The organism is Serratia sp. CY76391, from assembly GCF_052166695.1.
In the GTDB taxonomy this organism is placed as follows: domain Bacteria; phylum Pseudomonadota; class Gammaproteobacteria; order Enterobacterales; family Enterobacteriaceae; genus Serratia; species Serratia nematodiphila.
Genome location: NZ_JBJNOJ010000016.1, coordinates 51772 through 66976, shown reverse-complemented (window position 1 = coordinate 66976; position 15205 = coordinate 51772). Strand labels below are relative to the sequence as shown.

Genomic DNA, 15205 nt, shown 5'->3' with positions numbered 1-15205 from the left:
TTTCATATCTCGGGGGGCTTCACTATGAGTAATAGCTTGTCTCAGGCGACGAACAGCCTGCTCACCCAGCTCGTAATGGAACTTAAATCAGGCTATATCCGCCGCTGTGAATCTCTGGGGCTGACCACGGAGGAGATGCAACTGCTGCACGGTTTGACCATTGAAGACCTGCATTACCTGATGAACAGCTCGGTATCGGTGCTGACCTTCCAAATCCATCACGAGAATTTCTCTCTGATGCTGCAACATGCGCGCCGTGAGCAGCAGCGCATGCAGCGGATTGATCGTGCACTGGCGTTGGGGGGCTCTATCGAAATGATGCAGCACTATTTTGGCCTCTCGACCGTTGAAGTTGCCGCCCGCCGACGCATGACCGGTATCAACATTCGCCAGGGGCGCTGTGCAGCGCTCAGCGACGACGAGAATGCGGCATTGTGGCGCCAGTGGCAAAAAGCCGACATCGATGACGCCTCCAGTGCGGATGGACTGGACGTCATGATGCTGGCCGCCGAACAGATGGATGTTTCTCTGACGGCTGTCTGGCATGCAGTTCGCAGCTTCGATGCCCCTCAAACTGCGACGGCCAGAAAAGCCATTCAGGCCGTGCGTACGCCACGCGCTACGCCGGGAGGAAATACAAGGAGGCTGGCATGAAGCCTGTGATGTTAATGCCGGGATTGCAGGTCCCCCGTTCGGCGCCACCATCCTGCCAGAGAAAGGCGAAGGAGCAGGTCAGACGTTTCCGCCGCGGGGAACGTAACTACAAGCACCTTCATGTCAAAGGCAAGCACGCCCCCGGGCGAGCCTGGATGAAGATTGATATCGGTACCAGCTGGCGACTGCTCAGCCGAAACAGTGGTGATGACTGGGAGTTGTTGACCCATGAACGCTACAACAACGAACTGTGGAAGTGATGACATTCACCCTGTACCTGGTATCGGGTACAGGCCTGAGTGCCGTTGGGCCAACAATCGCTTGATGTCTTCGCCCTGTAGGCGGAGGCAGCGTAAAAGGATGCGCAAAATCGATGAGCATAAATAAAACCCCTGATGACAGCCTGATCACCTTTACGCTCGAACAAATGAATGCCCGCCTGGCGGAACGAATAGGCGCGGAAAAGCACGCGGGGAGTCCCGATGTCACGAATCTGCGCAGCGGTCTGCTGTACATGGGCAATGTGCATGATTCCATCCCCCGCCGGTTGCTCCTGGACACCCGCCTGTCACCGCTGGATAAAACCGCGTGGATAATGATCCGCCTGTACGCACAACAGAACCAGGGCGCCGTGTTCCCGACCTATGACGAACTGCAACTGCAGCTTGCCTCGCCGTTTAACGGTAAGGCGTCCCGCGAGACCGTCAGCCGCGTGCTGCTGATGTTACGCCTGACCGGCTGGCTCAGTTTGTGCCGGCGTGTGCGTGACGACAAGGGGCGAGTGAGGGGGAACATCTATGCCCAACACGATGAACCACTCTCGGCCCGTGATGCGGAGACATTGGATCCGACCTGGCTGGATACGGTCGCCATGGGCTGCGCGCATAAAAACCGCACCGTTAGCCAGACGGCCTGGTCGGTACTGACCGATATTCAGCATGATCCGACAATGCGTCATCAGCATTCCCAGATGGCGGCAATTGCTGAACGACTGGGCTCACCACAAACCCCGCAACAGATGGCTGCCAGAGTGTCTCAACGACAGGAAAACATCCCCAGTTCGGGCGCCGAACTCAGTAAAAAATCCCCGGGTTCGGATACCGAACTGAGTCAAATTAAGCCCGGTTCGGATACCGAACTCAGTGTAAAACAGGGAGGTAAAACACCAAGTTCGCTTTCCGAACTCATGGTGAAATCAGTTACTTACGGTGCATCAACGAAACCGAACTGTAACGTACGTTCTTTCACACAGAGTGTGAATAAAACAACGTACGTACCTGAGTTGCCGGCCGAACTGCAAAACATCATAGCGACGGATGATCAGCGGCAGATTGGTGTCCAGCTTAAGGCATTGCCTGCAGAGGTTTCCCGTCAGGTGCTGGAGAGTCTTGAGCAGGCAATGGCCAAAGGTAACCTGAATAATCCCACTGGCTGGCTGCTGGCGGTCATCAAGCGCGCCAGAAACGGTGAATTGTATGCGAGTGCCAAATCCCCAGAACCTGCCAGGCCAGTACCGCGACGCCAAATACCTTGCTCTGCGGCGCCAGCAAAACCAACAGGTTCGGTCCGTCAACACCTGGCGTCGCGGGAGCATGTCAGCGACATAGTTGCGAAGCTACGTTTGGGAATGGCACGCGCAAAAAATAAGTCATAAATCTAAACAGGAAGGGGTGTTTAAAAAATACACAGTGTTGACACTGCCAACACCGCTTAAAAAATAAACAACCTAAGGTCTGGGTATGTATCCAGAATTTTCGACACTCTCAGATTAAAACTTGTGTGATTAAAAAGCGGCCACTGTTGGCAGTGCCAACAGTGGCTAAAAAATGAGCAAAATTCATGTCATCACTTTTCCTTTGGAAATGAAAAAGAGTTTTGGATTGCTGCTAATGGTGACTGCCGAGACTATTTTAAGCCACACACATTCCCGGAAGGATGCTTCTAATGGTTGAATCAGCAAAGAATAACGAACAAAAACCGGCGGCTGCACGCGCTGGTGCATTAAAATCCACTCTTACCGTAGAGCTTCATACCCTCTATGCCATTCGTTTATGGGAAGGGCGACGTAGCCAAAACGCTGATCCTGAAACGTCGGGGAAGCGACGCCCTGATATTTATAGTATGCCCCGTTTTATTCTACGAGCAGGGCAGATCAATGAGGCTTCTGGTGAAGATAACCCTTATGCCGATGCTGCAATGGTCGCCCTGGAAGAGACCTTAAATAAAGGTACGCAGTTACTTCAACAGGCTGTTGCCGAGCTGGACAAAACACTGGCAAACATCCCTGCACAAATTTCTCTTTCAGATGTTGCTTCCGTGTCTCCTCTAAATATTGGTGTATTTAGTCGCACTCCTGTGGGATATCGCTGTGTTTTCCTTCTGGTCGGTTATGACCAGCTTGCGATGAAAGCCTTTCAAGCCTGGCACTATGGGCTTATATCACGTTCGGAACGCGACACTCTATTGGACCGAGGGGGGCATTGGATCCGTAGCGTTTACGGTGTCGTCCAACACTATCGTCCCGCGAAGGTGACTCGAGATGATATTCGTCTCGAAACGCCCGCAGGTAAGGATGCGATCACCCGTTTTGGTATGCCTGACGAAGATATTATGTCGGGCGCAATACGCTCCTCTTTCTCTCCACCACTCAAGACCTCTGCATTAATTTCCTCTAAAAAAGGAGCTAAATCATGAGTATGAATCGACAGGTAAAGTCTTTTTTGATGCCAGGTGTTCTTTGCGCCGCGTTGGTGTTAACGGGGTGTGCAGGCACTGCGTTGGGCGAGTGGAACCAGAAAATCAGTGACGCTGCACATTCGCTGGCAAGCGGTGGTAGCGGTAGCTCCAGTGAGGGTAGCATGCCTTGGATGACCCGAGCCGGTATTTCCGGGCCCCGGCAGGACGTGCATCATTCGTATAGCCTCCCGGTGGACGTTGATACCGCGGCGGCGTGCCTGAAAAGTCATTATCAGTTCATCTCCTCCGAGGAGCTTGAAAGTCTGCGCCAGCGTGATCAGCACGGTGACTGGAGTGCGAGCTCCATTGATGAAGCACGTCCGGTCTGGTCGGCAAATCGGGGCAGTTATTACAAGATGGGGCAGGAATGGAAAGGCAATGATCGCCTTGAGCTCGAAGTGGTCAAGTCCGGCGTTGGCAGCCGTCTGAAAGTGACATACAGCTCACCGGATGCGTCACACCTGACTGACGCTTACCTTGGGAGACTGATGACGCAGCTGCAGCAGGTTGCCAAAGGTCAGGGCTGAGGGAGGTTATCTGATGCAGCTCTACCTGTGTGAGAAACCCAGCCAGGGTAAAGATATCGGTGCCATTCTCGGAGCGACCCAGCGTAAGCAGGGCTATCTGGCGGGTAGCGGCGTCATCGTTACCTGGGCAATAGGGCACCTGCTGGAGCAGGCTCAGCCGGAGACCTACGGTGAACAGTTCGGTAACCCCTGGCGGGAGTCTGTACTGCCTATCGTTCCTGCTCAGTGGAAAATGACGGTAAAAAAAGACACTGCCGATCAGTTTGCGGTCATCCGTGGGTTGCTCAAGCAGGTTGATTCTGTAGTGATTGCGACCGATGCGGATCGTGAGGGGGAAGTGATCGCACGGGAATTACTGGAGCACTGCCACTTTACCGGCCCAGTCCAGCGGCTCTGGTTGTCAGCGCTGGACGAGGCTAGTATCCGGCATGCTCTGGCAAACAAACTCCCTGGCGAGAAGACTGCACCCCTGTATGAGGCCGGCCTGGCACGCGCCCGGGCTGACTGGATGACGGGGATGAACCTGACCCGACTTTATACTCTAAAGGCGCGGGAACAGGGATACGGCGAGGTGTTGTCGATCGGGCGGGTACAGACCCCCACGCTGGCGCTGGTCGTGAACCGTGACCGCGAAATCGCCAACTTTATTTCCAAGCCGTACTGGCAAGTCAGGGCGAACCTGCAAAAGGATGGCATTACTTTTCCTGCGAACTGGGTGCCGGCCGCTAACTACTGTGATGACGAGAAGCGTTGTATTCAGCAGAATGTGGCGCAGGCCGTCGTGCAGCTGTGTCAGCAAACAGGTCATGCCGTTGTGCTTGAGGTAGGGACCGAGCGCAAGAAAGAATCCGCGCCGCTGGCCTTTGACCTGGGAACGCTGCAGCAGGCTTGCTCACGCAAGTGGGGGATGAGCGCAAACCAGGTGCTGAGTATCGCGCAGTCGCTGTATGAAACGCACAAAGCGACCACATATCCCCGGACGGATTGCGGCTATCTGCCGACATCGATGCGGGAAGAGGTTGCCGATGTGCTGAGTGCGGTTACCCGCACGGATCCAACGCAGAGCGAAAACGTGGCCAGGCTCGACAGGGCCTTTGTTTCCCGCATCTGGAACGACAAAAAAATCACGGCGCACCATGGGATTATCCCGACCAAGCAGCCGTTCGATTTGAGCAAGCTGTCTGCCGATGAGCTGAAGGTCTATCAGCTGATCCGTCAGCATTACCTGGCACAGTTCCTGCCGTTACATGAAGTGGATGTAACTGAGGCTACCTTTAATATCGGCGGACAATTGTTCCGCACCCGTGGCAAGGTCGAGGCGGTGGTAGGTTGGAAAGCACTGTTCCAGCATGACGTGAGCGAGGCGAAAGAGGAGTCGGCCGACACGGATGATGTCCGGCTGCCGGCGCTGGTAAAAGATGAATCCGTCGCGGTTGCCGGCGCGGAGCTTAAAACGCTGCAGACGAAGCCCCCTGGGCATTTTACTGACGGGACACTGATCGCCGCCATGAAAAATGCTGCGGCGTTCGTCAGTGACCCGCAACTGAAGAAGGTGCTGAAAGAGAATGCGGGACTGGGTACTGAAGCGACACGCGCAGGTATCCTGGAAACGCTGTTTAAACGCGGCTACCTGGAGAAGAAGGGAAAAATCCTGCTCTCCACGCCGATTGCCGGCGAACTGATAGATGCGTTACCGACGGCGCTGACCAACCCCGGGATGACGGCGCTGTGGGAGCAGGCACTGGACGAGATTGCCCAGGGACAGATGACACTCGAGACGTTCATGAGCCGCCAGGCACAGTGGACGGGCCATCTGGTGGAGAAAGGGAAGACGCAGGCGGTGAAGTTCACTGCGCCTCCTTCACCGCCGTGCCCGACATGCGGAGGGACGATGCGCCGGCGTGCAGGCAAGAAAGGCGGTGGCGCCTTCTGGGGCTGCAGTAATTACCCCACTTGCCAGGGCATTATCAACATTGATGCAAAAGGTGGTCGTAAGGCAAAGCGCTATAAAGCAAAATCACCGGCTAAAAATAAAACAACCGGTGCGGAGTAAGAGATTGTCTGATGTTTATCGCTGAAAGTTTTGCTAATGTGGGCGAGCTTTGATGCAGAGCACCCCGTGGCTGCGGATGGCAGGAAAGTTTAATGCATGGACAATTCTGCTTCAGCCCGTATCGATGGCCTCCACACTCAGGTTGATTGATTAAGCGCATGCGACTTCGTGAAAAGCGCGCCAGGAGTCTACTACCCCTCCTCGAAGTCAGATGAGATCTACTACCAGTTATGGTGCAAACTCCGCGGCGCAGTCTTTGACTGTGCCGTTTTTGTTTCCTCAATTCACAAAATTGATATTCCTGGTTGACAGCAGCAGCACCTGAACTAAAAATGAACAGGCTTACTTGTTGTCTTCGGACAACCACCAATGCTCAGTGGGTCTGTGATGAGCGCCTTCGGGTGACCCTGCTGTTAATTGACAGCCACTAATGATCCCGTTACCTGAGAGGATCGCCTTCGGGTGGTAACAAAAGAACGCTTCCTTAGCCTGAGAGGGAGTACGTAGCTTAGCTGCGTGGTACATCTGCCCGCCTTTGAGAGTAGATATCGTTGATAGTGAGCGCGACTTTGCGTAACGATTAAGGCTTATTCAATCTGATCAGACTGTCAGGATATGGCGTATACCCATACCTGGCTCCTGACGGGAAATACTTTTCCCGTCAGGGAAGGTGTATTTCTCCGTCACCGAATCTTTACTCCTGGAGAAAACATCATGTCTACCCAATCTCAGCAAGCATCTACCAAAACTGAATACTTCAACCTGACTATCAAGGGCATGGGGTACCTCAGCAACATTCGTCAAGTCAATGGGCCGAATGGCACCTTTATCAGCTGTGTCGTCAATGGACTCTCCGGTCCTACCGATAACGCCAGTTACACGCGTTTCGATGTAACGGTCGCCGGTAAAGAAGCCAGCAGCCTGATAAACCGCTGTCAAAAATCGGTTGATGAAGACAAAAAGGTCCTGATTGGTTTTGTGCTCAGCAATCCCAAAACGGACATCTTCACGCTCAACAGCGGCGAACATGCCGGTGAACAGCGCGTCAGTCTCAAAGCCCGCCTTATCAAGGTCGATTGGATCAAAATCGGTCAGGAAAAGGTCTTCCAGGCTGAGAAATCCGACTCTACGCCGCCTCAGCAAGGTTCTGCTCAGCAACAATACGCGGAAAACTCTTTCTGATAACGCCCTCTACGCCTCGATTTTTCGGGGCGTTTTTCCCTTTCTAACTCTATTCCCTATGAGGTTTTGATTATGGCGTCTCGCGGCGTTAACAAAGTCATATTGATTGGTCATCTTGGCCAGGATCCGGAAGTCCGTTATATGCCAAATGGTGGTTCTGTTGCCACCCTGTCGCTCGCGACCTCCGAGACCTGGCGTGATAAACAATCCGGTGAACAGAAAGAAAAAACCGAATGGCACCGTATCGTGCTGTTCGGCAAGCTCGCTGAAATTGCCGGCGAATACTTACGTAAAGGCTCGCAGATTTACATAGAAGGCTCCCTGCAGACCCGCAAATGGACCGATCAGGCCGGTGTTGAAAAATACACCACTGAAATCGTTGTCAACATTGGCGGCACTCTGCAGATGTTGGGGGGGCGTTCGCAACCTACCAACGCCGGACAATCAGGCCAGGGCAGTTGGGGGAAACCTCAGCAACCGCAACCTTCGCACAGCGGTACGCCGGCTCAGCAACCCCAGCCAGCTCAATCGGGTGGAAATGCCGCGCCGATGTATTTTGACGATGACATACCGTTCCTTGGGTTTGGTTATGGTATCGCAAAATCAGCCATTTACGCTTTGTGATCGTCGGGAGACATTATGCCGACAATACTTAGAGTAGGTGGTTTTCGCTTTTACTTTTACAGTCATGAACCTAACGAACCGGCGCATGTCCATATTGATAAGGGCAATGCAACCGCTAAAATATGGTTACATGATGTCAGTATTGCGCGTAGTGTGGGACTTGCATCACATGAACTGCGTATACTGCAGCGTCTGGTGACTGAACATCGGACACTTTTACAGGAGGCCTGGGATGCTTACTTTACGCAATGAAAATGATCTGCGTGTAATGAATGTCCGCATCGATGATGACCGTTTGTCGGTTGATTTGATGGATGGCCGAACTATTTCGGCACCGTTAGCCTGGTATCCCCGGCTTGCGGCCGGTACGCAGGCACAACGGGAAAACTGGGAACTCTGCGGGGCTGGAATGGGTATACACTGGCCAGATCTGGATGAGGACTTAAGTACGGAAGGGTTGTTGATGGGAGCGAAAGGCATTACTCGTACCCCTTCATTATCCTGATGTTGTGCCTCGTCATCTGACACTAAACGCTGACCTTCGGGTTGGCGTTTTTTTTTGAATAGCAATAAAGAGTTGTTAATTGAGCCTCCTGGACGGTAACCGCACAGTGACACCTGCCAATTGTCACTGAACAGGAAATCTTCCGGATGAAAAAAACAATTCTCTTCTCTTCCCTGGCTGCACTCATGCTGACCGGGTGCGTTACTCAGCAGCCACTGCAGCAACGCGATATTTCCCCTGTCACGCCTTCGGTCACCGTCAACCGCAATGTTCAGCCGGTCAGCCCGGATGCCTACGGGCAGGCGCCTGAGGTGGTGCGCTACGACCGTTATTTACTGGTCAGCACTGATCCGGCGGCCGTTCAGCGTGATCCGCTCTCGCAAATCATCGATATCCGTATTCCGGCATCAGTAAAACCGACGGTGGCTGACGCGTTGCGTTATGCACTGCGCCAGTCTGGTTATTCCCTGTGCGCGACCGGACCGGCAAACGGCGTGCTGTACCGGCAGGCGTTGCCGGCGGTGCAGTACCAACTGGGACCGATGCGTTTGCGTACCGCGCTGCAGGTACTGGCAGGCCCCGCGTGGCAGCTTGAGGTAGACGACGTGCAACGTGTTGTCTGCCACAGCCTGCGTGACGGGTATCAGTTGCCGGCGACACAGCTGCCGCCAGTGACGGTGACGCCGGCCAGGGCGGTTTCAGCACCGGTTTCAGCGCATCCTGCTGCGACGGTCATAGTACCTCAGCCCGTTAACACGGTACCGGCAACCGGCGGGTGGCTGAAAAAATGACTGAGCAAAATGATGAAATGATGCCGATGACACCGGCAAAAAAAGGGTTGCTTCGCAGCAGGGCCTTCTGGGGGACAACGGCCGGCGTTGTTGTTGTCCTGGTTGCAGGCCTCGTCGGTTCAGGGGCTATCAGGCATATCGACCAGCGTATTGCCCTGCTTGAGCAGGCACAGAAAGCACTGGCACCGCAGGATGGCATGAACTCTATGGCCGATGAGCTGCAGGCGCAGGCGAAACAGCTTAAAAGCCTGGCTGAACGCCAGGACTCGCTCACGCGGCAGATTGGTGCGCTGACGCTAACCAATGGGTTACCGGAAAAACTTGCGCAGCAGTTGCAGGCGCAACAGGTTGAGTTGAATGCGCTGAAAGACAGCATTGAGTCCGTGAAAAAGTCAGCGATTGAAAAACCTGTACCGGCTGTAGCCCCATCAACGGACGTACCCGCTGCACCTTCAGCCACCGCCAAAATCACCCCAAAGCACAAGCCCACGCCAGTTAAATCCTCCCCGCGTAATGCGGGACCTCGTGTGGCGCGCAAAGCACCATTCGTGCTGGCCGGTGTGGAGCAGCGCGGGACGTCGGCCTTTGCGGCTGTGGCGCCGCAGGGGTTCAGTGATTTGTCGCAGGTGCGGTTAATCGGGGAAGGGGAGTCGGTCGCCGGCTGGATCCTGGTCAGTGCCGGCTACGGGCAGGCGACGTTTCGTGTGAACGGTCGCCTGCAGACCGTCAGCGCCCAATAAGGAGAGCGTGATGAAACTGAAATACAGCGTAATTTCCCTGATGCTGCTGAGCCCGTTATCACAGGCGGCGCAGCAGACGGCCATCGATAACAGCCAGTCAACCCTGAGCGAGATTCAGCAGAGCCAGGCGAACAAGACGGCGCAGCAGGGCAGGCAGTGGGGCCTCAGTGGGGAAGAGTACCAGCGTTATCAGCAATTGATGGATGGTCCTCGCGGGACGCAGTCTCCGGGGCTTGATCCGTTAACTGCCCTTGGCATCGAGGCGCAGAGCGATGCCGAGCGTAAAAAGTACGCCGAGCAGTGGGTAAAGCAGGAGTTCGCCCGCACCGAGAAAGAACTCAACTTCCAGCGTGAGGTGGATGCGGCCTGGCAGCGCCTTGGTGTGTTGCCGGTGAACATGGGGAATGCGGCTGGTATCGCACATGACACCGGCGGGCGACTGGCACTGTTCGTGAAAGCGAAGGACTGCGGGCAGTGCGATGCACGCCTGGCGGCGGTGCTGGCAGATAACCGGCCGGTCGACATTTACCTGGTTGACAGCAAGGGTAATGACAGTCTGCTGCGCGAGTGGGCTCGGGCGCATCACATTCCCGTCGACAAGGTGCGCGCACGTCAAATCACGCTGAATCATGACGGTGGCCGCTGGATGAAATTCGGCAACGGCCTGATGCCGGTGGTGCTGCAACAAGGGGAAAACGGATGGACACTCGCCGCATTCTGACCCGGGGGCTGTTGCCCCTGTTTGCCCTCCTTACTGTTGTGAGCGGTGGTGTCGTACATGCCGCCACCCAGCAGGTTCCTTCCTGCTACCGGGAGGTGGCGCTGCGCCACGGGGTGCCACCGGAGTCCCTGTACTCGGTGGCGCTGGCCGAGACATCGATGGCGCCGAAAAGCATCATCTCGGTGACTCGCGGGGCCGGCCCCGCTCCTGATGTGGAACGCCCCTGGCCCTGGACCATCAACGTGGCCGGCAAAGGGTATCGTTACGCCAGCCGCCTGCAGGCCTGGGAAGCCCTACAGCGCTTTTTGAAAACACATCCTCGCAAGCGCATCGATGTCGGGATTGCCCAGGTCAATCTGGGCTGGAACGGCCATCACTTCACGTCGACCTGGGAGGCGTTTGACCCTTACACCAACCTAAACGCGGCAGCGGCCATCCTGCGGGAATGCTATGACCGCAATCCCGGAAGCTGGCTGGTTGCCGCCGGGTGTTATCACCACCCCGCCGGCGGCGCACCGGCAGCCCGATATAAATCCATCGTGAGCGGCAAGCTGGCACGCCTGAACGGCAGGGGTTCCGCCCCGGTCCGGGTGGCCAGTACAACGCCCACGGCCACGGTGTTACCGGCACAAACGGCGGCGCTGACCTGGATTGAACCACGGAACCCATAATCATGAAAAAAATGACTTTTCTGCTGTTCGGCCTGAGTCTGGTGACCACCACGGCATTGGCCAACCTGAATGTTATCGCTGATATCGGTGGCGATGACGCATCACCTTATTTTGAGGGGATTAATCGGCAGAGTGATGCGGTAGCACCGCCGGCGATGTCGCAAGCCCCTACCTCTGCTGATGAAGTTGAAGTGACTGTATTGCCGGTGACGACACCGGAGCTGACGCCGGGTGTGGTAGCGGCGCGCCCGCTGCAACTGCCCGGGATTGGTGCGCTGTTTATTGTGGGTGATGACGATGCCAGTCGTCTCTGGCTGCAGGCGAATGCGGAACAACTCAAATCCCGGCATGCTGCGGGGCTCGTCGTTAACGTCAGTAACCTGCCTGCACTGCAGGCACTGCGTGAGCTGGCGCCGGGGGTGCCGATGGCGCCGGCCTCCGGCAGTGAGTTGGCGCGCCGGCTGCAGCTGTCGAATTACCCGGTTCTCATCACTGATACCGGTTTGTCCCAGCAGGTCACACCATGATATCGGCGCAACACATCGCCGCAGCATTAATGGTAAACCCTGTGCTGACGGTTGTGCTGATAGTGCTGTTTGTTGCTGTCATGCTGGGGCTGAACTGCCGTGGCCGGGAGACAGCCAGCCGTCGGCGCCACCGCCGATATCAGGCGATGGCCATGCGGGTACTGGCGCGCTTACCGCTGCTGGGCGGTGATGGCCAGCGTCTGGCCTATCTGCGCAAAATCAACCCCTATGTATTTGAAGAGCTGTTGCTCCTGGCGTTTGAGCGTCAGGGGTATGCCGTTATTCGCAATACCTCCTACAGCGGCGACGGCGGCCTGGACGGTCAGGTCATTATCGAAGGCAAGACCTATTTCATCCAGGCTAAACGTTACGGACGGACGATCTCACCGTCCCATATCAAGCGTTTTGGTGCGTTGCTGCGACATCACCATTGTGATGGTTTTTTCATTCATACCGGCCGTACCGGTCAACTGAGCCGGGTGTTGTTGCAGAACCATCCCCACGTCCACCTGGTCAGTGGCCGAAAGCTGCTTGCGTTGCTAGCCGGCAATACAGAGTGGCTGCTTTTTTTAACTGTGAATTCGGTCACCAACCTGAATGATAAGGAAGGTCGTCATGAGTAATCGTCATGTCATGGAAGCGCTGCTGCGCCCGGCGGTAGAATTGAATACCGCGATCGTTGCCGGTGCTGCGGCCGCGATTTGTTTTGCTGCTCCCTGGTCGGTCGCCCTGGCGCCGTCGGTGAGTTATGCTACTGCCGGCGGGTTTGCAGTGCTGTCCGCGGTACGAGCGCGGCAGGGTCTGCGGGTTGTCCGTTATCGCCGCAATCTGCGTCGGTTACCGCGCTATGTCATGGAAAGTCGACAAATCCCGGTGAGCAGGCAGCGGCTGTTCCTGGGGCGGGGTTTCCGTTGGCAGCAAAAGCACACCCAGCGCTTGATGGACACCCGCCGTCCAGAGGTTGAGAAATATGTTCAGCCGCCAAACATGTACCAGATGGCGCGCCGTCTGGAGCTTAAAATCGAATACACCCTGCCGTGGTTGTCCCAGCTGCTGCGCAAGGATTCTCCACTCAATCCGGTGCGCCCGCTGCCACCGGTCGGGGGAAACCCGGCGATCCATGGTATTGAACCCGATGAGCTCGATGTCTCGATGGCACTGGGCGAACGCGTAGGGCATAGCCTGGTGTTGGGCACTACCCGTGTCGGTAAGACCCGCCTGGCGGAACTGCTGATCACCCAGGATATTCGCCGCGGTGACATCACCATTGTGTTTGATCCGAAAGGGGATGCTGACCTGCTGCGGCGTGTTTGGGCTGAAGCCCACCGTGCCGGCCGTGGGGATGAGCTGTTCATCTTCCACCTGGGCTGGCCGGATATCTCGGCACGCTATAACGCCGTCGGGCGCTTTGAGCGCGTGTCGGAAGTGGCCGGGCGTATTTCCGGGCAACTGAGCGGGGAGGGCAATAGTGCTGCGTTCCGTGAGTTTGCCTGGCGATTCGTCAATATTGTGGCGCGTGCCCTGGTCGCGCTAGGGCAACGTCCGGACTATCAGTTGATCACCCGTTACGTGAACAACATCAGCGAGCTGTATGAGACCTACGCGAAGAAAGTGATTGAGGCGCGTATGCCGGCGTTGCAGCAACAAATCGACAACAGCTTGCAGGTACTGACGGAGGATGATGTACCGCGCAATATGCAGGGCCAGCCGAACGCGATAAAAATCATGGCGGTGGAAATGGCGCTGAGTTCCGAGGCCGGCAAGCAGCTGTATGACCCCATTCTCGATGGCTTGCGGTCAGCCGTCCGTTATGACCGTACTTACTTCGATAAAATTGTGGCGTCCCTGTTGCCGCTGCTGGAAAAACTTACCACCGGCAAGACCGCCGAACTTCTGGCACCGAACTATATGGATATGAGCGACCCGAGACCCATTTTTGATTGGGTGCAGGTCATCCGCAAGCGCGGTATTGTCTACGTGGGGCTGGATGCCTTGTCGGACGGGGTGGTCGCCTCTGCCGTCGGCAACAGCATGTTTGCCGACCTGGTGTCGGTGGCCGGTCATATCTATAAACACGGCATGCACGGCGGGTTGCCGACCCGGGCAGACGGTAAACTGCCGATCAACCTGCACTGTGACGAGTTCAACGAACTCATGGGGGATGAATTTATCCCGCTTATCAACAAAGGCGGCGGCGCCGGTATGCAGGTGACGGCCTACACACAAACTGAGTCGGATATCGAAGCGCGTATCGGTAGTAGTGCCAAGGCGGCTCAGGTCACGGGGAACTTCAATACTCTGATCATGCTCCGTGTGCGTGAGAACCGGACCGCGCAGTTACTCACCACACAGTTGCCGGAAGTGGATATCTACACTAAAACCCTGGTATCAGGGCATGCCGATACGGCCGATGTGGAGAAGGGACAGGATTTTACTTCCAATACCCAGGATCGCGTCGGGACTGTGAAAGCCCCTTTGCTCGCCCCGGCGGATGTGATTAACCTGCCGAAAGGACAAGCATTCGCGCTGCTGGAAGGCGGTCAACTGTGGAAAATTCGGATGCCACTGCCCAGCGGTGACAGGGATGATGCGTTGATGCCGGCCAACCTGCAGAAGATTGCCGAGGAGATGCAGCGCAACTACCGTACCAGCGAGTCGTGGTGGTCAGCCAGCACGGTAATGCCTGATGTTGCCATCCAAGGGGGGCTGAATGTCGCAAGCGGTGAATAATCAGCCTCAGCAGCCCGTACAACCCCGTAAGCATGGGCTGTTTTACAATGTGTTGTGGGGCTGGCCCTGGATGCTGATCGGGATGTTCCTGGCTTCGCTTTTGGTGAGCCTGGTGATCGAATATGTCGGGATGGCCTTCTTCTGGCCAGAGCTTGGCGCGTCGCACAGTGAAGCGGTGATGAACACCGAGTTGGGGTACCTGTCCTCTGAATTTACGCGTAGTCTGCTGCTGTCTAAACCGTCAGTGACCGTCACCCGTTGGATTATGACGGCGTATCAATGGACCTTCGTGGACAGCGGCTTTTTGGGCTGGATTAAGCAGGCGTATGACACGCAGGTACACAGCCAGAATGCCGTTGCCAGGGAGCTGAACAGCTGGAGCGGTTGGCTGGCAGCCACGCTTAAAGAGTACCTGATGGCGACGGTGTACGTCACCGTGATCACCCTGGTACGTGTGACCATTCTGGTGCTGTCGATCCCGCTGTTTATCCTGGTGGTCCTGGTTGCGCTTACCGAGGGGTTGGGGCGGCGTGATATTCGTCGCTACGGTGCCGGCTATGAGTCGAGTTTTGTCTACCACCACGCCAAGCGGATGGTGAAGCCGGTGGTGTATATCCCCGGCATGCTGTACTTGTCCTGGCCAACAGCGGTATACCCTAATCTGCTGTTGTTGCCTGCCGCTATCCTGCTCGGCATTGCGGTGACGGTAACGACAGCCTCTTTCAAAAAGTATCTCTAGAGCGA

The 15205-nt window shown here is 55.9% G+C and carries 18 protein-coding genes; all 18 read left to right on the top strand.

Annotated elements, in window-relative coordinates; translation table 11 throughout:
- Positions 1–24 precede the first annotated feature (24 nt).
- Positions 25–654, top strand: a complete 630-nt coding sequence (locus ACJ8PN_RS23810; protein WP_060558267.1) for a DUF2857 domain-containing protein — start codon at positions 25–27, stop codon at positions 652–654.
- Entirely contained in the window at positions 651–914 is a 264-nt protein-coding gene (locus ACJ8PN_RS23805; RefSeq protein ID WP_043143926.1) for a ParE family toxin-like protein, read from the top strand. The genes ACJ8PN_RS23810 and ACJ8PN_RS23805 overlap by 4 nt, the downstream gene beginning before the upstream one ends.
- A gap of 113 nt (positions 915–1027) precedes the next feature.
- Entirely contained in the window at positions 1028–2308 is a 1281-nt protein-coding gene (locus ACJ8PN_RS23800; protein WP_442535278.1) for an STY4528 family pathogenicity island replication protein, read from the top strand.
- Between the two features lie 290 nt (positions 2309–2598).
- Complete coding sequence (locus ACJ8PN_RS23795) at positions 2599–3348, top strand: PFL_4669 family integrating conjugative element protein (protein WP_160204623.1); 750 nt, start codon at positions 2599–2601, stop codon at positions 3346–3348.
- Positions 3345–3917: a hypothetical protein gene (locus tag ACJ8PN_RS23790; RefSeq protein WP_442535277.1), complete on the top strand. Its 573-nt coding sequence runs from the start codon at positions 3345–3347 to the stop codon at positions 3915–3917. Before ACJ8PN_RS23795 ends, ACJ8PN_RS23790 begins: the two co-directional genes overlap by 4 nt.
- Before the next feature lie 13 nt (positions 3918–3930).
- A complete protein-coding gene (locus tag ACJ8PN_RS23785) occupies positions 3931–5970 on the top strand; it encodes a DNA topoisomerase III (RefSeq protein ID WP_442535276.1) in 2040 nt (679 codons plus the stop codon).
- Between the two features lie 714 nt (positions 5971–6684).
- Entirely contained in the window at positions 6685–7152 is a 468-nt protein-coding gene (locus ACJ8PN_RS23780) for an STY4534 family ICE replication protein (RefSeq protein ID WP_195880171.1), read from the top strand.
- 72 nt (positions 7153–7224) lie between these two features.
- The gene (locus tag ACJ8PN_RS23775; RefSeq protein ID WP_442535275.1) at positions 7225–7776 is read left to right on the top strand and encodes a single-stranded DNA-binding protein; all 552 of its coding nucleotides are present in this window, start codon (positions 7225–7227) and stop codon (positions 7774–7776) included.
- A gap of 15 nt (positions 7777–7791) precedes the next feature.
- The gene (locus tag ACJ8PN_RS23770) at positions 7792–8028 is read left to right on the top strand and encodes a DUF4160 domain-containing protein (protein ID WP_442535274.1); all 237 of its coding nucleotides are present in this window, start codon (positions 7792–7794) and stop codon (positions 8026–8028) included.
- Positions 8009–8281: a DUF2442 domain-containing protein gene (locus ACJ8PN_RS23765; RefSeq protein ID WP_049209680.1), complete on the top strand. Its 273-nt coding sequence runs from the start codon at positions 8009–8011 to the stop codon at positions 8279–8281. Before ACJ8PN_RS23770 ends, ACJ8PN_RS23765 begins: the two co-directional genes overlap by 20 nt.
- A 146-nt stretch (positions 8282–8427) precedes the next feature.
- Positions 8428–9072: a PFGI-1 class ICE element type IV pilus protein PilL2 gene (gene pilL2 / locus ACJ8PN_RS23760; protein WP_442535273.1), complete on the top strand. Its 645-nt coding sequence runs from the start codon at positions 8428–8430 to the stop codon at positions 9070–9072.
- Positions 9069–9812 (top strand): hypothetical protein, encoded by a 744-nt coding sequence (locus ACJ8PN_RS23755; RefSeq protein WP_442535272.1) that lies wholly within the window; start codon positions 9069–9071, stop codon positions 9810–9812. The genes pilL2 and ACJ8PN_RS23755 overlap by 4 nt, the downstream gene beginning before the upstream one ends.
- Before the next feature lie 10 nt (positions 9813–9822).
- Positions 9823–10533: a TIGR03759 family integrating conjugative element protein gene (locus ACJ8PN_RS23750; protein WP_442535271.1), complete on the top strand. Its 711-nt coding sequence runs from the start codon at positions 9823–9825 to the stop codon at positions 10531–10533.
- Complete coding sequence (locus ACJ8PN_RS23745; protein ID WP_442535270.1) at positions 10512–11204, top strand: transglycosylase SLT domain-containing protein; 693 nt, start codon at positions 10512–10514, stop codon at positions 11202–11204. Before ACJ8PN_RS23750 ends, ACJ8PN_RS23745 begins: the two co-directional genes overlap by 22 nt.
- A 2-nt stretch (positions 11205–11206) precedes the next feature.
- Positions 11207–11731 (top strand): integrating conjugative element protein, encoded by a 525-nt coding sequence (locus ACJ8PN_RS23740; protein ID WP_442535269.1) that lies wholly within the window; start codon positions 11207–11209, stop codon positions 11729–11731.
- Entirely contained in the window at positions 11728–12354 is a 627-nt protein-coding gene (locus tag ACJ8PN_RS23735) for a restriction endonuclease (protein ID WP_442535268.1), read from the top strand. The genes ACJ8PN_RS23740 and ACJ8PN_RS23735 overlap by 4 nt, the downstream gene beginning before the upstream one ends.
- Entirely contained in the window at positions 12347–14461 is a 2115-nt protein-coding gene (gene traD, locus ACJ8PN_RS23730) for a type IV conjugative transfer system coupling protein TraD (protein WP_442535267.1), read from the top strand. The genes ACJ8PN_RS23735 and traD overlap by 8 nt, the downstream gene beginning before the upstream one ends.
- On the top strand, positions 14442–15200 hold the full coding sequence (locus ACJ8PN_RS23725) for a TIGR03747 family integrating conjugative element membrane protein (RefSeq protein WP_442535266.1): 759 nt from the start codon (positions 14442–14444) through the stop codon (positions 15198–15200). The genes traD and ACJ8PN_RS23725 overlap by 20 nt, the downstream gene beginning before the upstream one ends.
- Positions 15201–15205: the final 5 nt, after the last annotated feature.

Bases quoted from the DNA above. Each gene is read 5' to 3' on its own strand.
- ACJ8PN_RS23755 (WP_442535272.1), top strand. From the start codon at position 9,069: ATGACTGAGCAAAATGATGAAATGATGCCGATGACACCGGCAAAAAAA.
- ACJ8PN_RS23750 (WP_442535271.1), top strand. From the start codon at position 9,823: ATGAAACTGAAATACAGCGTAATTTCCCTGATGCTGCTGAGCCCGTTA.
- ACJ8PN_RS23800 (WP_442535278.1), top strand. From the start codon at position 1,028: ATGAGCATAAATAAAACCCCTGATGACAGCCTGATCACCTTTACGCTC.
- ACJ8PN_RS23775 (WP_442535275.1), top strand. From the start codon at position 7,225: ATGGCGTCTCGCGGCGTTAACAAAGTCATATTGATTGGTCATCTTGGC.
- pilL2 (WP_442535273.1), top strand. From the start codon at position 8,428: ATGAAAAAAACAATTCTCTTCTCTTCCCTGGCTGCACTCATGCTGACC.
- ACJ8PN_RS23780 (WP_195880171.1), top strand. From the start codon at position 6,685: ATGTCTACCCAATCTCAGCAAGCATCTACCAAAACTGAATACTTCAAC.
- ACJ8PN_RS23765 (WP_049209680.1), top strand. From the start codon at position 8,009: ATGCTTACTTTACGCAATGAAAATGATCTGCGTGTAATGAATGTCCGC.
- ACJ8PN_RS23740 (WP_442535269.1), top strand. From the start codon at position 11,207: ATGAAAAAAATGACTTTTCTGCTGTTCGGCCTGAGTCTGGTGACCACC.
- ACJ8PN_RS23805 (WP_043143926.1), top strand. From the start codon at position 651: ATGAAGCCTGTGATGTTAATGCCGGGATTGCAGGTCCCCCGTTCGGCG.
- traD (WP_442535267.1), top strand. From the start codon at position 12,347: ATGAGTAATCGTCATGTCATGGAAGCGCTGCTGCGCCCGGCGGTAGAA.
- ACJ8PN_RS23745 (WP_442535270.1), top strand. From the start codon at position 10,512: ATGGACACTCGCCGCATTCTGACCCGGGGGCTGTTGCCCCTGTTTGCC.
- ACJ8PN_RS23810 (WP_060558267.1), top strand. From the start codon at position 25: ATGAGTAATAGCTTGTCTCAGGCGACGAACAGCCTGCTCACCCAGCTC.
- ACJ8PN_RS23725 (WP_442535266.1), top strand. From the start codon at position 14,442: ATGTCGCAAGCGGTGAATAATCAGCCTCAGCAGCCCGTACAACCCCGT.
- ACJ8PN_RS23770 (WP_442535274.1), top strand. From the start codon at position 7,792: ATGCCGACAATACTTAGAGTAGGTGGTTTTCGCTTTTACTTTTACAGT.
- ACJ8PN_RS23790 (WP_442535277.1), top strand. From the start codon at position 3,345: ATGAGTATGAATCGACAGGTAAAGTCTTTTTTGATGCCAGGTGTTCTT.
- ACJ8PN_RS23795 (WP_160204623.1), top strand. From the start codon at position 2,599: ATGGTTGAATCAGCAAAGAATAACGAACAAAAACCGGCGGCTGCACGC.
- ACJ8PN_RS23785 (WP_442535276.1), top strand. From the start codon at position 3,931: ATGCAGCTCTACCTGTGTGAGAAACCCAGCCAGGGTAAAGATATCGGT.
- ACJ8PN_RS23735 (WP_442535268.1), top strand. From the start codon at position 11,728: ATGATATCGGCGCAACACATCGCCGCAGCATTAATGGTAAACCCTGTG.